This is a genomic window from Oceanobacillus phoenicis (assembly GCF_047238145.1).
GTDB lineage: Bacteria > Bacillota > Bacilli > Bacillales > Amphibacillaceae > Oceanobacillus.
In genome coordinates this window covers 2930570-2950587 of sequence record NZ_JBDFME010000001.1, presented here as the reverse complement: position 1 = coordinate 2950587, position 20018 = coordinate 2930570, and the positions used below count along the sequence as shown (strand labels likewise).

At 34.7% G+C, this 20018-nt stretch carries 23 protein-coding genes; all 23 read left to right on the top strand.

The annotated features are described in order from the left end of the window. The first annotated feature begins 36 nt into the window (after positions 1–36). On the top strand, positions 37–615 hold the full coding sequence (locus tag ABC346_RS14780; RefSeq protein ID WP_413235567.1) for a flagellar biosynthetic protein FliO: 579 nt from the start codon (positions 37–39) through the stop codon (positions 613–615). Continuing rightward, complete coding sequence (gene fliP, locus ABC346_RS14775) at positions 608–1273, top strand: flagellar type III secretion system pore protein FliP (protein ID WP_413235566.1); 666 nt, start codon at positions 608–610, stop codon at positions 1271–1273. The genes ABC346_RS14780 and fliP overlap by 8 nt, the downstream gene beginning before the upstream one ends. Before the next feature lie 15 nt (positions 1274–1288). Next, positions 1289–1558: a flagellar biosynthesis protein FliQ gene (gene fliQ / locus ABC346_RS14770; protein WP_017796685.1), complete on the top strand. Its 270-nt coding sequence runs from the start codon at positions 1289–1291 to the stop codon at positions 1556–1558. A 3-nt stretch (positions 1559–1561) separates the two neighbouring features. Then, a complete protein-coding gene (gene fliR / locus ABC346_RS14765; protein WP_413235565.1) occupies positions 1562–2341 on the top strand; it encodes a flagellar biosynthetic protein FliR in 780 nt (259 codons plus the stop codon). Between the two features lies 1 nt (position 2342). Beyond that, on the top strand, positions 2343–3422 hold the full coding sequence (gene flhB / locus ABC346_RS14760; RefSeq protein WP_413235564.1) for a flagellar biosynthesis protein FlhB: 1080 nt from the start codon (positions 2343–2345) through the stop codon (positions 3420–3422). 20 nt (positions 3423–3442) lie between these two features. Beyond that, complete coding sequence (gene flhA, locus ABC346_RS14755; RefSeq protein ID WP_413235563.1) at positions 3443–5476, top strand: flagellar biosynthesis protein FlhA; 2034 nt, start codon at positions 3443–3445, stop codon at positions 5474–5476. Beyond that, positions 5473–6588 (top strand): flagellar biosynthesis GTPase FlhF, encoded by a 1116-nt coding sequence (flhF, locus tag ABC346_RS14750; RefSeq protein ID WP_413235562.1) that lies wholly within the window; start codon positions 5473–5475, stop codon positions 6586–6588. Before flhA ends, flhF begins: the two co-directional genes overlap by 4 nt. Continuing rightward, the gene (locus ABC346_RS14745) at positions 6578–7432 is read left to right on the top strand and encodes a MinD/ParA family protein (RefSeq protein WP_413235561.1); all 855 of its coding nucleotides are present in this window, start codon (positions 6578–6580) and stop codon (positions 7430–7432) included. Before flhF ends, ABC346_RS14745 begins: the two co-directional genes overlap by 11 nt. A 4-nt stretch (positions 7433–7436) precedes the next feature. Then, positions 7437–8495 (top strand): protein-glutamate methylesterase/protein-glutamine glutaminase, encoded by a 1059-nt coding sequence (locus ABC346_RS14740; protein ID WP_413235560.1) that lies wholly within the window; start codon positions 7437–7439, stop codon positions 8493–8495. A 19-nt stretch (positions 8496–8514) separates the two neighbouring features. Continuing rightward, entirely contained in the window at positions 8515–8988 is a 474-nt protein-coding gene (locus ABC346_RS14735; protein ID WP_413235559.1) for a chemotaxis protein CheW, read from the top strand. Beyond that, positions 8985–9623 (top strand): chemotaxis protein CheC, encoded by a 639-nt coding sequence (locus ABC346_RS14730; protein ID WP_413235558.1) that lies wholly within the window; start codon positions 8985–8987, stop codon positions 9621–9623. The genes ABC346_RS14735 and ABC346_RS14730 overlap by 4 nt, the downstream gene beginning before the upstream one ends. Next, entirely contained in the window at positions 9616–10116 is a 501-nt protein-coding gene (locus ABC346_RS14725) for a chemotaxis protein CheD (protein WP_413235557.1), read from the top strand. Before ABC346_RS14730 ends, ABC346_RS14725 begins: the two co-directional genes overlap by 8 nt. Positions 10117–10151: 35 nt before the next feature. Continuing rightward, positions 10152–10928 (top strand): FliA/WhiG family RNA polymerase sigma factor, encoded by a 777-nt coding sequence (locus ABC346_RS14720; protein WP_413235556.1) that lies wholly within the window; start codon positions 10152–10154, stop codon positions 10926–10928. A gap of 34 nt (positions 10929–10962) precedes the next feature. Beyond that, positions 10963–12327: a flagellar assembly protein A gene (locus tag ABC346_RS14715; protein ID WP_413235555.1), complete on the top strand. Its 1365-nt coding sequence runs from the start codon at positions 10963–10965 to the stop codon at positions 12325–12327. Between the two features lie 18 nt (positions 12328–12345). Then, positions 12346–12636, top strand: coding sequence for a hypothetical protein (locus ABC346_RS14710; protein ID WP_413235554.1), 291 nt, complete (start codon positions 12346–12348; stop codon positions 12634–12636). 17 nt (positions 12637–12653) lie between these two features. Continuing rightward, entirely contained in the window at positions 12654–13109 is a 456-nt protein-coding gene (locus tag ABC346_RS14705) for a DUF6115 domain-containing protein (protein ID WP_413235553.1), read from the top strand. 190 nt (positions 13110–13299) lie between these two features. Next, positions 13300–14064, top strand: a complete 765-nt coding sequence (gene rpsB, locus ABC346_RS14700) for a 30S ribosomal protein S2 (RefSeq protein ID WP_017796699.1) — start codon at positions 13300–13302, stop codon at positions 14062–14064. A 90-nt stretch (positions 14065–14154) separates the two neighbouring features. After that, positions 14155–15039, top strand: a complete 885-nt coding sequence (tsf, locus tag ABC346_RS14695) for a translation elongation factor Ts (protein WP_413235552.1) — start codon at positions 14155–14157, stop codon at positions 15037–15039. A gap of 170 nt (positions 15040–15209) precedes the next feature. Next, positions 15210–15932 carry a UMP kinase gene (gene pyrH / locus ABC346_RS14690; RefSeq protein ID WP_413235551.1) on the top strand — a complete coding sequence of 241 codons (723 nt, stop codon included), beginning with the start codon at positions 15210–15212 and terminating at the stop codon, positions 15930–15932. A gap of 3 nt (positions 15933–15935) precedes the next feature. Continuing rightward, complete coding sequence (gene frr / locus ABC346_RS14685; protein ID WP_413235550.1) at positions 15936–16493, top strand: ribosome recycling factor; 558 nt, start codon at positions 15936–15938, stop codon at positions 16491–16493. Between the two features lie 470 nt (positions 16494–16963). Continuing rightward, positions 16964–17722: an undecaprenyl pyrophosphate synthase gene (uppS, locus tag ABC346_RS14680; RefSeq protein WP_413235549.1), complete on the top strand. Its 759-nt coding sequence runs from the start codon at positions 16964–16966 to the stop codon at positions 17720–17722. Between the two features lie 15 nt (positions 17723–17737). Further along, entirely contained in the window at positions 17738–18526 is a 789-nt protein-coding gene (locus ABC346_RS14675) for a phosphatidate cytidylyltransferase (protein ID WP_413235548.1), read from the top strand. Between the two features lie 116 nt (positions 18527–18642). Next, complete coding sequence (gene rseP, locus ABC346_RS14670) at positions 18643–19917, top strand: RIP metalloprotease RseP (protein ID WP_413235547.1); 1275 nt, start codon at positions 18643–18645, stop codon at positions 19915–19917. Positions 19918–20018 lie beyond the last annotated feature (101 nt).

Here is a 20018-nt window from a genome sequence, read left to right as displayed (position 1 = left end):
TGTATACTCCCCCTTCCTGTGGGGGCATCCCCAAATGTGTCTGATTGCATTAATAATGACGAAGAATGTACAGATGAAGAAATAAATTCCGAAGAAGAAACTGAAGTGATAAATGATGATAACGGTATGGTCATAAATGGAGATAATTCCAGTTCTTCATCATTGGTGTTTGAAATTATTAAAATGATTTTTGCATTATTACTTGTAATCGGACTAATTTATATCGTATTAAAACTACTTGGGAAACGAAATAAGTTAGGTAGTAACATCAAGTCTTTAGAAAATGTTGGAGGAATATCCGTTGGACAAAATAAGTCGATTCAATTAGTACGAATTGGAAATCAGGTTTACATGGTTGGAGTAGGTGACAATGTGGAATTGCTTCAAGAAATAACAGATGAAGACACTATTCAACAGATTCTAAATGATGAACAACAATCAGAAGATTTCCTTGCAGCCAACTTCATATCTATGTTGACAAACAAAAAAAAGAAAAACACCGCAAAAGGTGATTCAGACCAATCGTTCGAAAAACTTTTTGAAAAAGAACTGAATAGCCTTAAATCTAATCGAAGTAAAATGATTCACAAGTATAAGGAAGATTCTCATGAATGAATTTATTGATATTTTTTCCAGTTCTGATCCAACCAATATATCGACTTCTGTAAAATTATTATTACTACTAACGATTTTTTCATTGGCACCAGGAATTTTAATTTTAATGACAAGTTTTACTAGAATCATTATTGTTCTTTCATTTGTGAGGACATCTCTAGCAACACAACAAATGCCTCCTAATCAAGTATTAATCGGGATTGCATTGTTTATGACCTTTTTTATTATGGCTCCTACTTTCACAGAGGTCTATGAAGAAGGACTAGCGCCACTATTTGACGAGGAAATAACCTTGGATGAAGCATATGAGAATGCTAGTATTCCATTAAAAGAGTTTATGGCTAAACATACAAGACAAAAAGATTTGGAGTTGTTTTTGAATTATACCCAAGCTGATCCTCCTGAAACTTTAGAAGATATACCACTCACTACACTTGTTCCAGCATTTGCAATCAGTGAGTTGAAAACAGCTTTCCAAATGGGATTTTTGATATTCATCCCCTTTTTAATTATTGATATGGCTGTAGCAAGTATTTTAATGTCCATGGGTATGATGATGCTTCCGCCTGTGATGATTTCCCTGCCGTTCAAAATATTATTATTTGTACTAGTGGATGGTTGGTATCTTATCACGCAATCATTATTAGGTGGTTTTTAGAAAGGAGCATGTGTCATGAGTAGTGAATTAGTTTTAACGTTGGCTGAGCAAGGCGTCGTTACTATCTTATTAATTACCGTTCCATTATTGTTACTTGCTTTAGGAGTTGGGTTACTCGTAAGTATATTTCAAGCAACGACACAAATTCAGGAACAAACATTGGCATTTATTCCAAAGATAATTGCAGTGTTAGTCGGCTTAGTATTTTTTGGTCCCTGGATGTTAACAACAATTGTAGAATTCACATCAAATCTATATCAAAATTTAAATCAATTTGTAGGTTAGAACATGTTAGAGTATATAGATTTGAATACATTACCTGCATTTTTATTAATATTTGTACGAGTCTTAGCATTTTTTGTAATTATGCCTTTATTTTCTTATCGGTCAGTTCCCGTACAATTTAAAATAGGAATTAGTTTTTTCCTAGCAATTATTATGATATCTACGGTTGATACTGCAGGAGTAGCAGTGAATAACTTATATTTATTTTTAGTTGTAAAAGAAATTCTCGTCGGAATATGTATTGGCCTCATTGCTTATATTATTGTTGCTGCTATACAAGTTGCCGGAGGATTTATAGATTTTCAAATGGGATTCGCCATTGCGAATGTGGTTGATCCCCAAACTGGAGCACAAAGCCCGTTAACTGGTCAGTATCTGTATATTATTTCATTATTATTTTTATTATCCGTTAATGGACATCATATTATTTTAGATGGAATTTTTAATAGTTATTCATACATACCTTTAAATCAATTTCTACCTTTTGGAGAAGAGTCGATTGTTCAATTTGTGATTACGACTTTTAATACGATGTTTTTAATTGCATTCCAAATTGCAATCCCGATCGTGGGGTGTTTATTTTTAGTAGATGTTGCTCTTGGAATCATTGCCAGAACCGTACCGCAAATGAATGTATTTGTTGTTGGATTACCTTTAAAAATTCTTGTTAGTTTTGCTGCTATATTAGTATTTCTCGCACTTTATATGAATCTAGCACAACGTCTATTCGAAACAATGTATAGAGTAATGAATGGTTTAATGTCATTATTTGGAGGTGTATGATTTGCTTCTAAAATTAGATTTGCAATTTTTTGCAGGTGAAAAAACAGAGAAAGCAACTCCAAAAAAGCGACTAGATGAACGAAAAAAAGGGCGAGTAGCTAAAAGTCAAGACGTAAACACGGCATTATTGCTCTTGGGATGTTTTATTGGTTTATTCGTATTTGGAAGCTACATGCTTCAATACATGACTGGTTTTTTTGAAAAATCATTCACTGAGTACATCCATTGGGATATTACAGAAAAGAACGTTCAATTAATGTTTAACAGTGCTTCCTTAGATGCAGGGATGATGTTGGCCCCAATAATGATTATTGCGATCATCACGGGAGTGGCAGCAAACTTAGTACAAGTCAGGTTTTTATTTAGTACAGAGCCACTTAAGTTTGATTTAAAGAAAATTGATCCAATTAAAGGTGCAAAGCGAATTTTTTCTATTCGAGCGTTAGTTGAATTTCTGAAGTCTATGTTAAAAATTGTGTTAGTTGGATTGGTGACATTTTCTGTGATTTGGATTTTTAAAGATGACATGTTGATGACAGCATTTCTTAATGCGGAAGGTGCACTAGGTTTTTTCGCCTCTGTCACAGCGATTATGGGATTTGCGGCAATTATTTTACTCATTTTTCTTGCGTTATTTGATTATTGGTATCAGAAATTTGATTTTGAAAAAAATATCCGGATGTCTAAACAAGACATAAAAGATGAATATAAAAATGTTGAAGGAGATCCGTTAATCAAATCAAAGATTAAAGAGAAGCAACGCCAAATCGCAACGAGAAGAATGATGAGTGAAGTGCCAAATGCAGATGTCATAATAACCAACCCAACCCATTATGCAATCGCAATTAAATATGATGAAGCGAAAGCAAACGCACCTTATATTCTCGCAAAAGGAACAGATCAAATTGCCCAAAAGATAAAAGAGATTGCTAAAAATCATGATGTAATGATGGTAGAAAATCGGCCATTAGCGAGGGGATTACATGATGCAGTAGAAATTGGTGAATTAATCCCTGAAGCATACTTCCAAGCTGTAGCAGAAGTATTAGCTTATGTCTACCGGATGGAGAAAAAAGCATAACAAGTTAGGAGAGAGTAGTTATGAAGGCGCGAGATATATCAGTACTTCTGGGAGTTATATTAGTAATTATTATGTTAGTGATTCCGCTGCCAGGAGCACTACTAAGCTTTTTCATATTAATAAATATTATCTTAGCGCTAATAGTTATTTTAGTTGCAATGAATACCACAGAGCCGTTGCAATTTGGTGTATTTCCAACATTAATCTTACTATTAACGCTATTTCGACTGGCGTTAAATGTATCTACAACACGATCGATACTTTCTGAAGCAGAAGCCGGTGGAGTCGTTGATACTTTTGGTACGTTTGTTATTGGAGACAATCCATTTGTTGGTTTTGTTGTATTTATTATATTAGTAATTATTAATTTCTTAGTTATTACGAAAGGTTCTGAACGAGTTTCTGAAGTGGCTGCAAGATTTTCTCTCGATGCTATGCCAGGAAAGCAAATGAGTGTAGATGCAGACTTGAATGCAGGACTTATTTCCGAATCCCAAGCAAAAGAGCGTCGTGAAAAGATTGAAAGAGAAGCAGATTTTCATGGATCAATGGATGGTGCTAGTAAATTTGTAAAAGGGGACGCGATTGCTGGGATTATTATTGTCATCATCAATATATTATTTGGATTGATTATTGGAATGGTACAAATGGGGATGTCCATGGATGAAGCAGTAAATACATTTATGAGATTAACGGTTGGAGATGGCTTAGTAAGTCAAATTCCGGCACTCTTAATTTCAACTGCAACTGGTATTGTAGTTACACGTTCTGCGGGTAGCAATAATTTAAGTGCAGATGTTATGGACCAATTATTACAGTTTCCGAAATTACTTTATATTGCAGGTGGAACGATCTTCTTGTTAGGTCTAACACCAATCAATTTCTTCTTAACCACTAGTTTGGCGGCGATTTTAATACTAGGTGGGTATTGGATGCAAAATCGAGCAACGAAAGAGGAAGAACCAACTGTGGAAGAAGAGGAAGAAACGGAATCAACTGCATTAAAACAACCAGAAAATGTAGTCAATTTATTAAATATGGACCCTATCGAGTTTGAATTTGGCTATGGATTAATTCCGTTAGCTGACACAGCGCAGGGGGGAGATTTACTTGATCGCGTGATAATGATACGTCGTCAATTAGCGATTGAGTTGGGATTAGTTATACCTGTAGTGAGAATTAGAGATAATATTCAATTAAACCCAAATGAATATCGCTTAAAAATTAAAGGAAATGAAGTCGCTAACGGGGAGCTAATGTTAGACCACTATCTTGCAATGACTCCAGACTTCGGAGAAGAAGAAATAGAGGGGATTGATACGAAGGAACCAGCTTTTGGGTTACCGGCAAAGTGGATCAATGAGGATGTAAAGGATGAAGCAGAATTATCCGGCTTCACGGTAGTTGACCCACCATCTGTAGTATCCACACATATAACAGAAGTAATTAAACGTCATGCACATCAATTACTGGGTAGAGAAGAAACAAAACAATTAATTGATCATTTGAAAGAAAGCAATCCAATTTTAGTAGAAGAAGTAACACCAGAACCATTATCTACAGGTGATATACAAAAAGTACTTGCGAAACTATTACGTGAAAGTGTCTCTATTCGTAATTTACCGATCATATTTGAAACATTAGCTGATTTTTCTAAAATGACTAATGATACAGAATTACTAGGTGAATATGTAAGACAATCATTGTCTGCTCAGATTACCAAAAATTACGCACAAGAAAATAATCAAATGAAAGTTATAACCGTATCAGGAAAAGTAGAAAAAACCATTGCAGATAACATTCAACAAACAGAACATGGAAATTATTTATCTCTAGATCCAGAAACACAGCAAGAAATTGTCAAAACAATTCATGCAGAAGCAGAAAAGTTATCATTACAAGAGGAAACAACCATTCTTATATGCTCTCCTGCTATAAGAATGTACTTAAAACAGTTACTCGATCGATTCTTACCTCAAGTCGTTGTGCTTTCATACAATGAACTTGAACCAACTGTTGAAGTTCAAAGTGTAGGGGTGGTGAATATTGCATGAAGATAAAAAAATATACAGCTCCAACAATGCCAGAAGTGATGAAAGAAGTCAGGAAAGATTTTGGAACAGATGCAGTAATTTTGCAATCAAAAGAAGTAAAAAAGGGTGGTTTTCTAGGAATGTTTAAAAAGACATTCATTGAAGTGGTCGCTGGTGTAGATCCAGAACCACTTATTAGTAAACCAATCCCTAGTGAGCAACAGAATACAAAACAAACTCAACATATTCAGAATAGAAAAGTGAAAGAAGAAAACCCACTTCGTGATGAAATTGTAAATTTACAGCGTTTAATTGAAGTACAAGGACGACAAAGTAAGCATGAATTCACACCTGTGTATCAATTAGCGTACGAGCACTTATTAGCTCAAGAATTATCACCAACGATTGCTGAACAATTAATTAAAGCAGTAAAAGATGATGAAACGAATCAAGGGTATAGCGATCTGGAGTCGATTTTAATCAAAGTTAAACAATTAATATCTAAAAGATTAAATCAAGTTGATATCGGATTTACTTATGATCAACGAATTGTTCAATTTGTTGGACCAACAGGAGTTGGTAAAACAACAACAATCGCAAAAATTGCAGCGAAGCTATATTTGGAGGAAAAAAAGAAAGTTGCATTTATTACTTTAGACACCTATCGTATTGCTGCAGTAGATCAATTGAAAACATATGCGAAGATATTACACATCCCTGTTGAGGTGGCATACAGTACGGAAGATTATCGAAATGCAGTTGAAAAATTCTCCTCTTTCGATGTGATTTTAGTTGATACTGCAGGTAGAAATTATCGAGATGATCAGTATATGGAAGAAATCAAAGAATGGCCAAGTTCTCTCCAAGTGACAAATTATTTAGTGTTATCGATGACTTCTAAGCCTAAAGATATGTTGGATATTTATAAGCGATTTCAATTACTTGGTATTCGTGGTGTGGTCTTTACAAAACTGGATGAAACGGAACAATACGGTAACATATTAAATCTATGTTGGAACAATAAAATAAGAATTGGTTATATGACAAATGGACAAGATGTTCCAGAAGATGTAATACAACCAACTGTCGAAGAGATGACAAACCTAATAATGAGTGATAACAATGAATATTGACCAAGCAGAAGGATTACGAAAAAGGCTAAGTCACTCCTTTCATCAAGCAAAAACAGTAGCTGTTGTAAGCGGCAAGGGTGGTGTAGGGAAGTCAAATTTCGTAGTTAATTTTTCTCTACAACTTATAAAACGAAATAAAAAAATATTAATCTTAGATTTAGATATTGGGATGGGAAACATTGATATTTTAATAGGAAATCGTTCTACTTATTCAATTGTTGATTTACTCAAAAACGATACATCTCTTAATGAGATAATAGAAAAGGAAACAAATGGTTTACATTATATTGCTGGTGGATCCAGCTTAAACCAGTTATTCAAATTAAACGATCTTCAACGAAATAGATTTTATAAAATTTTTGAAACGCTTGTTCATCAGTATGATTATATATTTTTTGATATGGGAGCAGGAGCTAGTGAAGAGTCTTTGTTTTTCACACTGTCAGCGGATGAATGTATTGTTATCACAACACCAGAACCAACATCCATTACAGATGCATATGGAATGGTGAAGCATATCGTATCTAGAAATAACCATATCCCTATTTATGCAGTGTTAAATAGATGGAATAAAAAAGGCGATGGGTTAGCTTCATTAAAAAAATTCCAGAAAGTTATCCAACAATTTTTATCTGTCGAAGTGAATTCCCTCGGTGTTATACCGGATGATTCATTCGTTGTAAAAGGGGTAACAGCGCAACAGCCATATTCAGAGATTTACCCAAAAGCTAAAGCCTCAAAAGCTATAAAACAATTAGCAGATGTGTACCTACGAGAAAAAGGAATAGGTGATTCCATAAATACAAGTTTTTTAGGTCGTTTAAAGAACTGGATGGAAGGGTGATTTAATGAAAAAAGTTCGGGCAATAGTGATTGATGACTCGGCATTTATGAGGAGAGTAATTTCCGATATTTTAGATAGCGATCCAAGAATTGAAGTAGTAGCTGTTGCCCGTAATGGAGAAGATGGACTAAACAAAGTCAAACAGTTATCTCCAGATGTGGTAACTCTAGATGTACATATGCCTAAAATGAATGGCATGCAGGCATTACAGCGAATTATGGATGAACATCCCATTCCTGTAGTGATGTTATCCAGTGTCACAAAAGTAGGAGCAGATAAAACAATTCAAGCTATTTCGAGTGGCGCAGTAGATTTTATCATGAAGCCTTCAGGTTCTATTTCATTAGATATTCGAGATGTGGAAGAAGAAATTCGTAAAAAGGTTATTTTGGCTTCTACGGTAAAGGTAAAACCTACCCAAAATACCTTGGAGGAAAAAGTACAATCATCGATGATCATAGCTAAAAAAGATAGAGAAGAGAGGCATCGCAGAAGCATTATTTCTATAGGTACTTCTACAGGTGGACCAAAAGCATTACAAAAGGTATTAACGGAATTGCCTAAAGATATACAAGCTCCGATTGTCATTGTACAGCACATGCCACCTGGGTTTACAAAATCATTAGCTGACCGATTAGATTCCATTTGTGCAATTTCTGTTAAAGAAGCTGTTCACGGAGAAATATTACAAACGGGAATTGCTTATATTGCACCAGGAGGATTTCATATGAAAGTGGAGAGTGTAGGCATGTCCTTAGCTGTATCATTAGATAAATCTCCACCGTTAAAAGGACATCGACCGTCTGTAAATATTCTTTTCAGTTCGCTTCAACATATTAAAAACTACAACAAGATTACCTGTATTTTAACAGGAATGGGCAATGATGGAACAGATGGCTTACAGCAGTTGAGATTGCATGATACATCCACTATATCATTGGCTGAATCTATAGAGACCGCGATTGTTTATGGTATGCCAAAAGCTGCCGTGAATGCTGGATTAATAGATTATGAATTATCATTACATGAAATACCTAGTTTAATTGTAAAACAATTAAGATAAATTATAGGGGGTATACAAAATGGAACAAGGAACAATAAAGAGCATAAAAATGATTGTTTTTGACTTAGATGGTGAGGAATACGCACTTCCTGTTGAATGGATTGGCTCTATAGAGAGTATGATGCCTATTACTCGCATACCTCATAAGGAAGATTATGTAAAAGGAGTCATCAATCTTCGGGGAGTGGTTATTCCTGTTATTGATTTACGTCTAAGGTTAGAAAGAACGAAAACAGATATTAATGAGAATAAGCGAATTATCATTTCAAGAGTCGAAGATCAAGAAGTAGGATTAATTGTTGATGAAGCAAATGATGTAATTGATATACCGGAAAATATTATAGAAGATGCTCCTGAAGTTATTGATTCTGTGAAACCAGAGTACATAAGTGGAGTAGCCAAAATAGAGGATCGATTATTAATTTTACTGGATATGCATCAAATCTTATCACTGAACTCAGAAGATTCTACTTGGTTGGATGAAGATGAATGAGTAGAAAGCGATTAAATGAAGACCAACGTGATGTGTTAAGAGAAATTGGTAATATCGGTGCTGGTAATGCTGCGACTGCGTTATCTCAGTTACTTAATCAAAAAATTGATATGAAAGTTCCTCAGGTAAGCGTAGTTGGTTTTGATGAAGTCATGGATTTGATTGGCGGTCCAGAACAGACGATAGTTGGGTTAATGTTTCGTATAAATGGCGATATTCCTGGCACAGTGTATGTAGTATTACAAATTGAAGAAGCAGAATATCTTGTACGTAAATTGACAAATAATCCTAACTACTCGTTGTTTGATAATACGGAAAATCAAGAAATTGCAATATCTGCATTAAGTGAGATTGGCAATATTTTGACGGGGACTTATTTATCAGCGTTGTCCGATTTTACTACCATGAATATGCAACCTTCTGTCCCTTATTTAGGAATCGATATGGCTGGAGCAATTTTAACTGTAGGATTAATTGAAATATCACATACAAGTGATTATGTAATTATTATCGATACAGAAATGCATCAAGATGATAAGCAATGTGAAAAGATTAGTGGCAATTTTCTATTTATTCCAGATCCAGACTCTTTCCACCATCTTTTTGCAAAGTTAGGGATTGAATACAATGGCTAGTATAGAAACAACAATTGTAAAAGTAGGTATCGCTGATTTAAAAATCATCCAATTTCCTCAACTGATTCGTACATCTGGATTAGGGTCTTGTGTTGGAACAGTTATATATGATGAAAAAAAAGAGATTGCGGGATTATCGCACGTGTTATTACCGAATTCTCAACAATGCAAGCAAACACAAACTAACCCTTATAAATATGCAGATACTGCTATTCCGTATCTATACCATGAACTTGTGAAACGAGGTGCAAAAAAATCTGCTTTAAAAGCCAAATTAGCTGGGGGAGCTCAGATGTTTCAATTACGAACTGGTGCTGACATGATGAGGATTGGACCGAGAAATGTAGAGTCCGTAGAGCAGGTATTAACTGAACTTGGTGTACCAATTGTAAGCAAAGATGTTGGTGGTAATGTAGGTAGAACAATTGAGTTTGATCCACGATCAAAACTACTTGCTGTTCGAAAAATAAATCAAGAAGCGTTTATGATTTAAATCCAGAAATTAAGAATAGAAAGGGGAGCTCCAAAGTGATTATGACAAATTCTCCTCTGGAAAAAAAGTTATGGGACAAATGGAAAAATGATCAGGATGGGGATGCAGCTAATCAGCTAATTAATAATTATATGTATCTTGTTAACTATCATACTGAACGTATTGCAAGTCACCTTCCAAATAACGTAGTAAAAGATGACATAAGAAGTTTTGGCATTCTTGGTCTTTATGATGCTCTTAAGAAATTTGATCCTTCCAGAGATTTGAAATTTGATACGTATGCTTCTTTTCGGATAAAAGGTTCGATTATGGATGGTTTAAGAAAAGAAGATTGGTTACCTCGATCTATACGGGAAAAAACTAAAAGAGTTGAACAAGCAATGGAAGAATATGAACAAAGCTATCAAAAAGAAGCAAATTCCTCAGAAATTGCTAAACTTACAGGAATGACCATCGAAGAAGTAGAAACTACGATGAAAGATGCGTTATTTAGTAATATTTTATCCATTGAAGAAAAACCAAAAGGTAACTCCGATCTATTAAAAGAAGGAATTGGATATTCGATATCTGATGAAAGAGCTATATTACCAGAAAACCATATTGTCAATGAAGAGTTAAAGGAGGAGCTTATTGAAGGAATTAAACTATTAAACGAAAAAGAACAACTGGTTGTTAGTTTGTTTTACAATGAAGAGCTTACATTTACTGAAATTGGCCAAGTCGTTGGATTAACTACGTCAAGAATCTCACAAATTCATAAACGATCTATCTTTAAGTTGAAAAAAACGTTAGAAAAAGTTCAAGCAATGTAATTGTTTGAACAAACGCCGTAAAGGGGTAAAAGGGATGAAATTAGATAACCCGTGGAGAATCTATACGAGTAAAGACAAAATGGCTGCCTATATAGAAATAGAAAAAGAGGCATTATCAGAAGAAGATATAGCATTATTTCATCAATTAATTGAAAGTCAACTTCATGAGCACGGAATAGTTTATGGTATTAAGGAAAATAAACTAACTAGCATCGATTTGAATGTTATTGAACCCATTTTGATTGCAGAAGGTATGAAACCAATAAATGGAGCAAATGGGCGACTAGAAATTCTTGCAAATTTAGACACTTCTATTAATAGAGAAGATCATTGGGATTATCGAGAAGTTATGCGAATCCCTAATGTCACAAGGGGGCAAATGCTCGCCAAATTAATCTCACCTAAACCAGGTGTAGATGGAATGGATGTCACAGGAAGAGTAATAAAAGCAAAAGATGGAAAACCAAAGATTATTCGAGCTGGAAAAAATGTGGTTTGGAAAGAAGACGTCCATTCTTTTTATGCAGCTAGTGATGGACAAATTAGTATTAGTAATCAACAAATTCAAGTACTACCTGTATTCAAGGTGAATGAATCTATATCTATGAAAACGGGAAATTTGGATTTTATTGGTAATATTGAAATACAAGGTGATGTACCACCTGGCTTTGAAATTAAGGCGGAAGGTGATATACGTATAAAAGGAATGGTGGAAGGCGCAAAAATCTTAGCTGGTGGATCTGTCTATATTATGGAAGGTATAGCCGGAAAAAATATCGGAAGTATTCAGTCTGGAAATGATATTATCCTTGGTTATTGTAATCATTCTCATATACAGGCTGGGAATGATTTATATGTAGAAAAATCGATTCTTCATAGTGATTGCACCGTAATTGGGCATGTGTTCTGTAAACAAGGTAATATCATTGGCGGAACTGTATCTGCTGGGAAAACAATGGAAGCGAAAGATATCGGGAATCGGCTAGGGATTACAACAGAGATTGCATTTGGGATTAATAAGAAAGAATATGAAAAAGAAAAACAATTAATGCAAAGAAAAAAGACATTAGAAGAAGAGATTAAAAAAATAAAAAAAGTTGGTAATCGTTTAAGTAATGCAAGTATGAAAAATGATCCGAAATTACGAGTATCAATTCTACGTCAACGGAATCTATTAAAACAAACAGAAGAAGAAATGCAAATAATTGATCAATCCTTACACATCATTCAAGCAACGATAGGTTCTGAAAATAGAGCATCGTTAATCGTCCGAAATTTCATTCATCCAAATGTCATTATTTCTTTTGGGAAATATAAAAGAATTATTAAAAGTGCCCACCATTTTGTTAAAATACAAGTATCAAAGAATGAAATTGAAATTATTCCGTTATTTGAATAGGCTAAAGGAGATGCTTGTATGAGTTGGAAATCAATTGAGATGCAAGTAGCGTTACCTCGAGTTCAAGATGCAGGAAAGTTACAAGATCAAATGAATAAACAAGGACAACATCTTCAGGAATCACTAGCACAGTTACAAGCGAAACAACAAGAACTGAAAAGAAAAAAAGTCAATGAATTGGATCATACATACAAGGTAGATCCAAACAACAAGAGCAAACATGAGAGTAAAGACGAAAACCAAGAAAATAATCAAGAACAAGAATCGGAGCATCCGTATTTAGGCAACAAAATTGATTACAATGGATAGTATAGAGGGGGTGAATTATGTCTTCATTATTATGGATTATTAGTTTTTTATTACACATGATTGCCTTATTAGCAATTTATAAATTATTACAACAAGTTCAAATCATAAAGCAACAAACTACTTCTGAATCGAATATGGAATCAAGGCTTAAACAATACATAGAAGAAATCAAACAGGAGAATCAAAATCTTCAAGCACTGTTACAGTCAGAAGCTACTCTTAACCAAAATAACCAAAAGCAGCAAAGTGCTTATGTAGCGGATGAAAGAAAAACAGTTGATATACAAGAGGAACCTTCTAATGAACAATTAAAAGGGAACACCTCTAGTGTAGATGATGAAGATACAGTAGAAGCATCATTGGAAGCACGAGTATTACAACTCTATAATAATGGTAAAACAATTGATGAAATCGCGAGTGAATTGGAATGCGGTAAAACAGAAGCTGAGATTATTATAAAGTTGCACCAATAAAATATTTAAAATAACTTGCTTCACTAACCATGTTGTGATATAGTAACTTTTGGTGTAAATAGTCTAGTCATGAAAGATTAGAACAAAAAAACACACGTATGGGGATTTGTAGGATTGGTGCTGAGATGAAATCAGTGTTTCTATGAAGAAGATCTATACGGAGGAAAAAAACCATTAGGAGGAATGTAACATGGCAGCAATTTCAATGAAACAATTGCTAGAAGCTGGTGTACATTTTGGACACCAAACTCGTCGTTGGAACCCGAAAATGAAGAAATATATCTTCACGGAGCGTAACGGCATTTACATCATCGACTTACAAAAGACAGTTAAAAAAGTGGATGAAGCATATAACTATGTAAAAGAAATCGCATCAAACGGCGGTACAATTCTTTTCGTAGGTACAAAAAAACAAGCACAGGATTCTGTTCGTGATGAAGCAATCCGTTCAGGGATGTACTTTGTAAACCAACGTTGGTTAGGCGGAACATTAACGAACTTCCAAACGATCCGCAAACGTATTAACCGCTTGAAATCCATTGAAAAAATGGAAGAAGACGGTACATTCGAAGTACTACCTAAAAAAGAAGTTGTAAACTTATTAAAAGAAAAAGAACGTTTAGTGAAATTCCTTGGTGGAATTAAAGAAATGACTAAGCTTCCAGATGCATTATTTGTAATCGATCCTCGTAAAGAGCGTATTGCAATTGCTGAAGCTCATAAATTGAACATTCCAATCATCGGAATTGTAGATACAAACTGTGATCCAGATGAAATTGACTACGTTATCCCAGCTAATGACGACGCTATTCGCGCCGTGAAGCTTTTGACTTCCAAAATGGCAGACGCTATTTTAGAAGTAAAACAAGGGGAAGAAACTGAAGTAGTTGAAGAAGAAGCAAACGAAGCTGTAGCTGAAGAAGAAGCAGCTGAAGAAGTTTCAACTCAAGAGTAATCGTTGAAAAGGTGAGGGTGATAAGAGGAGAGAAGCCTTTTATCACCCTTTTTTAAAGAAATAAATGATTGATTATAAGGAGGACCATACATGGCTATTACTGCACAAATGGTAAAAGAACTACGTGAAAAAACTGGTGCTGGAATGATGGATTGTAAGAAAGCACTTCAAGAAACAAATGGTGATATTGAACAAGCAATTGATTTTCTACGTGAAAAAGGTATGGCAAAAGCTGCGAAAAAAGCAGACCGTGTTGCAGCAGAAGGATTAACTCATATTGAGGTTGATGGTAATAAAGCTGCTATTATTGAAGTAAACTGTGAAACTGATTTCGTTACAAAAAATGATCAGTTCAAACAATTATTAAGTGATCTTGGAAAGCATCTTGTTAATCAGCAACCTGCTTCTGTTGAAGAAGCTCTTCAACAAAAACTTCACGGAGACGGAGACACAATTGATTCGGTAATTACAAATGTTATTGCAAAAATTGGTGAAAAAATCTCCCTTCGTCGTTTTGAAGTGATTGAGAAAACTGATAATGATGCATTTGGAGCTTACCTACACATGGGTGGTCGTATCGGAGTTCTTTCATTACTTGAAGGTACTACAGATGAAGAAGTAGGAAAAGATATTTCTATGCACGTGGCGGCAGTTAATCCTCGTTACGTATCTCGTGATGAAGTAGCTGAAGAAGAAGTAAACCGTGAACGTGAATTATTGAAAACACAAGCATTAAATGAGGGTAAGCCAGAGAAAATTGTTGAAAAGATGGTAGAAGGCCGTCTAGGCAAATTCTTTGAAGAAATAGTATTACTAGAGCAAAGCTTTGTTAAAGATCCAGACCAAAAAGTGAAAAAATATGTAGCAGATAAAGGTGCTTCTGTAAAAACATTTGTTCGTTATGAAGTAGGCGAAGGAATGGAAAAACGCGAAGATAATTTCGCTGAAGAAGTAATGAGTCAAATTAAAAAATAGTTGCAACAAATTAGGGGACATTAATTTGTTCCCTATTTTGGCAAGTAAGGATATATTTTTTCTTAACTATTGTTCAATCAAAACTTTTATGGTAAAGGTTTCGCGATAAACCAAGCCTTTTAATAAGTAAAAATGATATAATAGTAAAAACTTTTTCTCTGGAGGTTATTATGACGACAGCACGTTACAATAGAGTTGTGTTAAAATTAAGTGGAGAAGCATTAAGTGGTGATCAAGGTTATGGAATTGATCCGAAAGTAATTCACTCCATTTCTAAGCAAGTGAAAGAAGTTGCCGACCTTGGTGTTGAAGTTGCCATTGTTGTAGGCGGTGGAAATATTTGGAGAGGTAAAGTCGGTAGTGAGATGGGCATGGATCGTGCCTCAGCTGATTACATGGGAATGCTTGCTACGATTATGAACTCTCTTGCTTTACAAGATGGTTTGGAAACAATTGATGTCGAAACAAGAGTACAAACATCTATTGAGATGAGACAAGTTGCAGAACCATACATAAGAAGAAAAGCTATTCGCCATCTAGAGAAGAAACGTGTTGTCATTTTTGCAGCAGGAACTGGTAATCCATATTTCTCTACAGACACAACTGCCGCATTAAGAGCAGCTGAAATTGAAGCTGAAGTAATTTTAATGGCAAAAAATAATGTTGATGGAGTATATACGGATGATCCGAAAACAAACAAGTCAGCTGAGAAATACGAATCGTTAACATATCTTGAAATGTTAAATGAAGGATTAGGCGTAATGGATTCAACGGCTTCTTCATTATGTATGGATAATAATATTCCATTGATTGTATTCTCAATTATGGAAGAAGGAAATATTAAACGGGTCGTTCAAGGTGAGACGATCGGAACAACGATAAGGGGGAAATAAAAAATGTCAGCTTCTGTATTAAAAGAGATGGAACAAAAAATGGAACAAGCAGTACAAGCTTTATCTAAAAATTTAGCTTCCGTTAGAGCAGGACGTGCAAACCCAAGTATTTTAGATAATGTATATGTAGATTATTATGGTGCTTCTACACCTTTAAATCAATTAGCAACTGTTGGGGCTCCTGAAGCAAGACTTTTAACTATCTCTCCATATGATAAAACTGCATTAGGTGATATCGAGAAAGCAATTCAAAAAGCAGACCTCGGTCTATCTCCTTCCAATGATGGTAATATTATTCGAATTAATATTCCAGCACTAACACAAGAACGACGTAAAGATCTTGTTAAAGTAGTTGGAAAGTACGCAGAAGAATCTAAAGTTCAAATTCGTAATATCCGTCGTGATTCAAATGATCTGTTGAAAAAAATGGAGAAAAATGGTGACTTAACAGAAGATGATTTGCGAGGTTTCCAAGATGATGTTCAAACATCTACAAACGACAAAATTAATAAAATTGATCAATTAGCTAAGAATAAAGAAAACGAAATTATGGAAGTGTAAAGCTAATTTAACAATTAGTAGTGTAGTTTGTATATCTCGCTGATTGTTAGATAATCAGGGCGTTTTTTCCTTGCAATTGATTTGAAATCGAGATTTACGGACGATTGTAATTTTCTGTAGCCGTATATCCGTCTACTCAGCGCTAGTGAAAGGAAACTATGTGGAGTAGTATATTTGAAAAGAAAGTTGTATATAGTAGTTTTTTTCAACTACCCATAGAAAACACTGCACCTTGGTAAATTATTTTTAAAAAATCGATTTTCTAGATGACAGTTTTCTTCTTACGTAGTAAGATGCCATTAAGCCCTCTTATTAAAGGGGGCTTTTGTATTCTGTAAGAGAAATCGTTATAATTAGGTAAATGAACACTCATTTACAATTTATTCAATTGGCATGGTCATGCCTTTCATACCTTATCTTCAAGTTAGAAAGAAAGGTTTGTGAATTAACAACCATTCGGGGGACGGATTATGTCTATCAAAATTCCTTTTTTATCAAAACAAGTAAAAGAAACGGAACTAGAAGATTGGGATAATATTCCCAGTCATGTTGCTATCATTATGGATGGGAACGGTCGTTGGGCACAAAGACGGGGTTTACCTAGAATCGCCGGACATAGAGAAGGTGTGTCTACAGTAAATCGAATTGTAAAAACTGCTGTTAATGCAAATGTAAAAGTATTAACACTTTATACATTTTCTACAGAGAATTGGAAACGACCAAAATCTGAAGTGGATTTTATTTTAAAATTACCAAAAGAGTTCCTACATGTATATTTACCGGGTTTAGTAGAAAATAATGTTCGTGTACAAACAATTGGTGATTTTAATGCAGTACCTAAGCATACACAGGATGCGATAGAATATGCCATGGAGAAAACGAAGGACAACGATGGTTTAGTACTTAATTTTGCGCTAAACTATGGTAGTAGGTATGAAATCATACATGCAGTAAAACAAATAGTGCAAGATACGAAAGCATCTGAATTAGACTTAGAACAACTAGATGAAAGTTATTTCGAGAAGTATTTATTTACGAATGGTTTATCTGATCCAGATTTATTGATTCGTACTGGAGGAGAGTACCGTCTAAGTAACTTTATGCTTTGGCAGCTTGCTTATACGGAATTTTGGTTTACCGAAAAGCTCTGGCCGGAATTTGATGAAGATACATTCCTTCAAGCGTTGATGGAATATCAACAACGAAAAAGGAGATACGGAGGTATATAAGGTGATGATTTCTTAATGAAACAAAGAACAATTACAGCATTACTCGCACTATTAGTCTTTGTCCCATTCATCCTTATCGGTGGACTTCCATTTATGATATTGATCTATCTGCTTGCTACAATCGGTTTATTAGAGCTGTTACGGATGAGGCATATTGGAAACTATCTATTTCCTTATATTTTATCTGTATGTTTGGTTTGGCTAATACTATTGCCGACCTTTTATGGTGCAGTGTTTAATTGGTTTACAAGATATGAGTTAATTGCGTTATTAATCCTAATTTTATTAGGTTATACCGTATTAGTGAAGAACCGTTTTACATTTGATCATGTCGGCTTTGTTATTTTAGCAGCATTTTATGTAGGTCTTGGATTTTATTATCTACTGGAAACTCGAAATGGAGATAATGCATTAAATAATATTTTATTTGCGTTCTTCATTGTTTGGGCAACGGATACTGGAGCATATTTGTTTGGTAAGAAATGGGGGAAACGAAAGCTTTGGCCAACCATTAGTCCCAAGAAAACAGTAGAAGGGGCATTGGGTGGAATACTAACAGCTTGTATCGTAGCAACTATATTTCATTTAATTGCCCCATTTGATCATACATGGATAGTTGTAATTATTGTAACAGTATTGGCATCGATTTTCGGACAAATTGGTGACTTAGTCGAGTCAGCATTTAAACGAAACTATGATGTGAAGGATTCAGGGAAAATACTACCTGGTCATGGTGGGATTTTAGACCGATTTGATAGTATGTTATTTGTTTTTCCGTTATTACATTTTATACATTTTTTCTAAAATAAATTTAGACATTTTAGTCGAAAAGGTTAATCTTAACCTTTTGCTGAATATAATTAACGGAGAGCTTGTATACTTAATTCGAATGCCTGCTCCAATAAAAGGAAGGTGTTATTATGACAACGGTTGTTGCATTTATACTAATGTTTGGAGTTTTAGTCTCCATTCATGAATGGGGACATTTAATTTTTGCAAAACGAGCAGGTATGCTTGTAAGAGAATTTGCAATAGGCTTTGGGCCAAAAATCTTTTCATTCACCAAAAATGAGACTTTGTATACGATACGATTAATTCCTGCTGGTGGGTATGTTCGTGTTGCTGGTGAGGATCCTGAAATAATTGAATTAAAACCTGGCCATCATATTGGCCTTGAATTTAATCAAGATGAAAAAGTATCCAAGATTATTGTAAATAATAAATCCAAACATCCTTATGCACGTGTAATCGAAGTTGAGAAAGTTGACCTAGATCACCAGTTAATTATTGAGGGATATGAACTTGATGACGATGAGAATAAATTACGGTTTGACGTTGATGAGAAAGCAATGTTTATCATGGATGAGCGAGAAACACAAATTGCGCCATATAATCGACAGTTCGCTTCCAAATCTCCAGGTAAACGTGCCATGCAATTATTTGCTGGTCCAATGATGAACTTTGTATTAGCGATAGCAATTTTCCTTATTTTAGGGATAATTCAAGGCGTGCCAGTAGAAGAAGCTAAACTTGGTGAAATTCAGCCTAATACACCTGCTGAACAGGCTGGTTTCCAAGAAGATGACGTTATTACGCAAATAGGAGATCAATCTATTTCTACTTGGGAAGAATTCACTTCTGTTGTCCGTGAAAACCCGGGACAAGAATTAGATATGGTTATTCAACGAAATGGTGAATCACAGGATATATCCGTTGTACCAGGTGAAGCGGAAGCCGTGAATGAAGTTGGAGATCCTATCACGATTGGACAAATTGGTGTTTATCAAGGATTTGAAAAAGACGTATTAGGCACATTTGTATATGGCATTGAGAGAACGTATGACACTACCACAATGATTATACAAAACTTATTTATGTTAATAACAGGGCAAGTTTCTATTGAGCTTTTATCGGGACCTGTTGGTATTTATGACGCCACAGACCAAGTGGTTCAAACTGGTTTTTCAAACTTCCTTTTATGGACAGCGATGTTAAGTATTAATTTAGGTATTATCAACCTTGTTCCATTACCAGCATTAGATGGTGGACGTTTGCTCTTTGTTGGACTTGAAGCTGTTCGTGGAAAACCGATTGCTCCTGAAAAGGAAGGCATATTCCATTTTGTAGGATTTGCTTTATTAATGTTATTAATGATAGTAGTTACATGGAATGACATTCAACGATTATTCTTGTAAAATATATAAAAGAGAAACTTGAGGTTGGGACCTAATAAAAAGTTTTGCTCAAAAGAAGAACGGATAGTTTGAGATTGTGTAAGAAAATGTACATAGACTCC

Coding starts and splice junctions, on each gene's coding strand:
- rseP (WP_413235547.1), top strand. CDS start 18,643: ATGACAACGGTTGTTGCATTTATACTAATGTTTGGAGTTTTAGTCTCC.
- fliQ (WP_017796685.1), top strand. CDS start 1,289: ATGAGTAGTGAATTAGTTTTAACGTTGGCTGAGCAAGGCGTCGTTACT.
- ABC346_RS14735 (WP_413235559.1), top strand. CDS start 8,515: ATGGAACAAGGAACAATAAAGAGCATAAAAATGATTGTTTTTGACTTA.
- ABC346_RS14715 (WP_413235555.1), top strand. CDS start 10,963: ATGAAATTAGATAACCCGTGGAGAATCTATACGAGTAAAGACAAAATG.
- flhF (WP_413235562.1), top strand. CDS start 5,473: ATGAAGATAAAAAAATATACAGCTCCAACAATGCCAGAAGTGATGAAA.
- flhA (WP_413235563.1), top strand. CDS start 3,443: ATGAAGGCGCGAGATATATCAGTACTTCTGGGAGTTATATTAGTAATT.
- ABC346_RS14745 (WP_413235561.1), top strand. CDS start 6,578: ATGAATATTGACCAAGCAGAAGGATTACGAAAAAGGCTAAGTCACTCC.
- fliP (WP_413235566.1), top strand. CDS start 608: ATGAATGAATTTATTGATATTTTTTCCAGTTCTGATCCAACCAATATA.
- ABC346_RS14725 (WP_413235557.1), top strand. CDS start 9,616: ATGGCTAGTATAGAAACAACAATTGTAAAAGTAGGTATCGCTGATTTA.
- uppS (WP_413235549.1), top strand. CDS start 16,964: ATGTCTATCAAAATTCCTTTTTTATCAAAACAAGTAAAAGAAACGGAA.
- pyrH (WP_413235551.1), top strand. CDS start 15,210: ATGACGACAGCACGTTACAATAGAGTTGTGTTAAAATTAAGTGGAGAA.
- ABC346_RS14730 (WP_413235558.1), top strand. CDS start 8,985: ATGAGTAGAAAGCGATTAAATGAAGACCAACGTGATGTGTTAAGAGAA.
- ABC346_RS14710 (WP_413235554.1), top strand. CDS start 12,346: ATGAGTTGGAAATCAATTGAGATGCAAGTAGCGTTACCTCGAGTTCAA.
- ABC346_RS14675 (WP_413235548.1), top strand. CDS start 17,738: ATGAAACAAAGAACAATTACAGCATTACTCGCACTATTAGTCTTTGTC.
- frr (WP_413235550.1), top strand. CDS start 15,936: ATGTCAGCTTCTGTATTAAAAGAGATGGAACAAAAAATGGAACAAGCA.
- ABC346_RS14740 (WP_413235560.1), top strand. CDS start 7,437: ATGAAAAAAGTTCGGGCAATAGTGATTGATGACTCGGCATTTATGAGG.
- rpsB (WP_017796699.1), top strand. CDS start 13,300: ATGGCAGCAATTTCAATGAAACAATTGCTAGAAGCTGGTGTACATTTT.
- tsf (WP_413235552.1), top strand. CDS start 14,155: ATGGCTATTACTGCACAAATGGTAAAAGAACTACGTGAAAAAACTGGT.
- fliR (WP_413235565.1), top strand. CDS start 1,562: ATGTTAGAGTATATAGATTTGAATACATTACCTGCATTTTTATTAATA.
- ABC346_RS14705 (WP_413235553.1), top strand. CDS start 12,654: ATGTCTTCATTATTATGGATTATTAGTTTTTTATTACACATGATTGCC.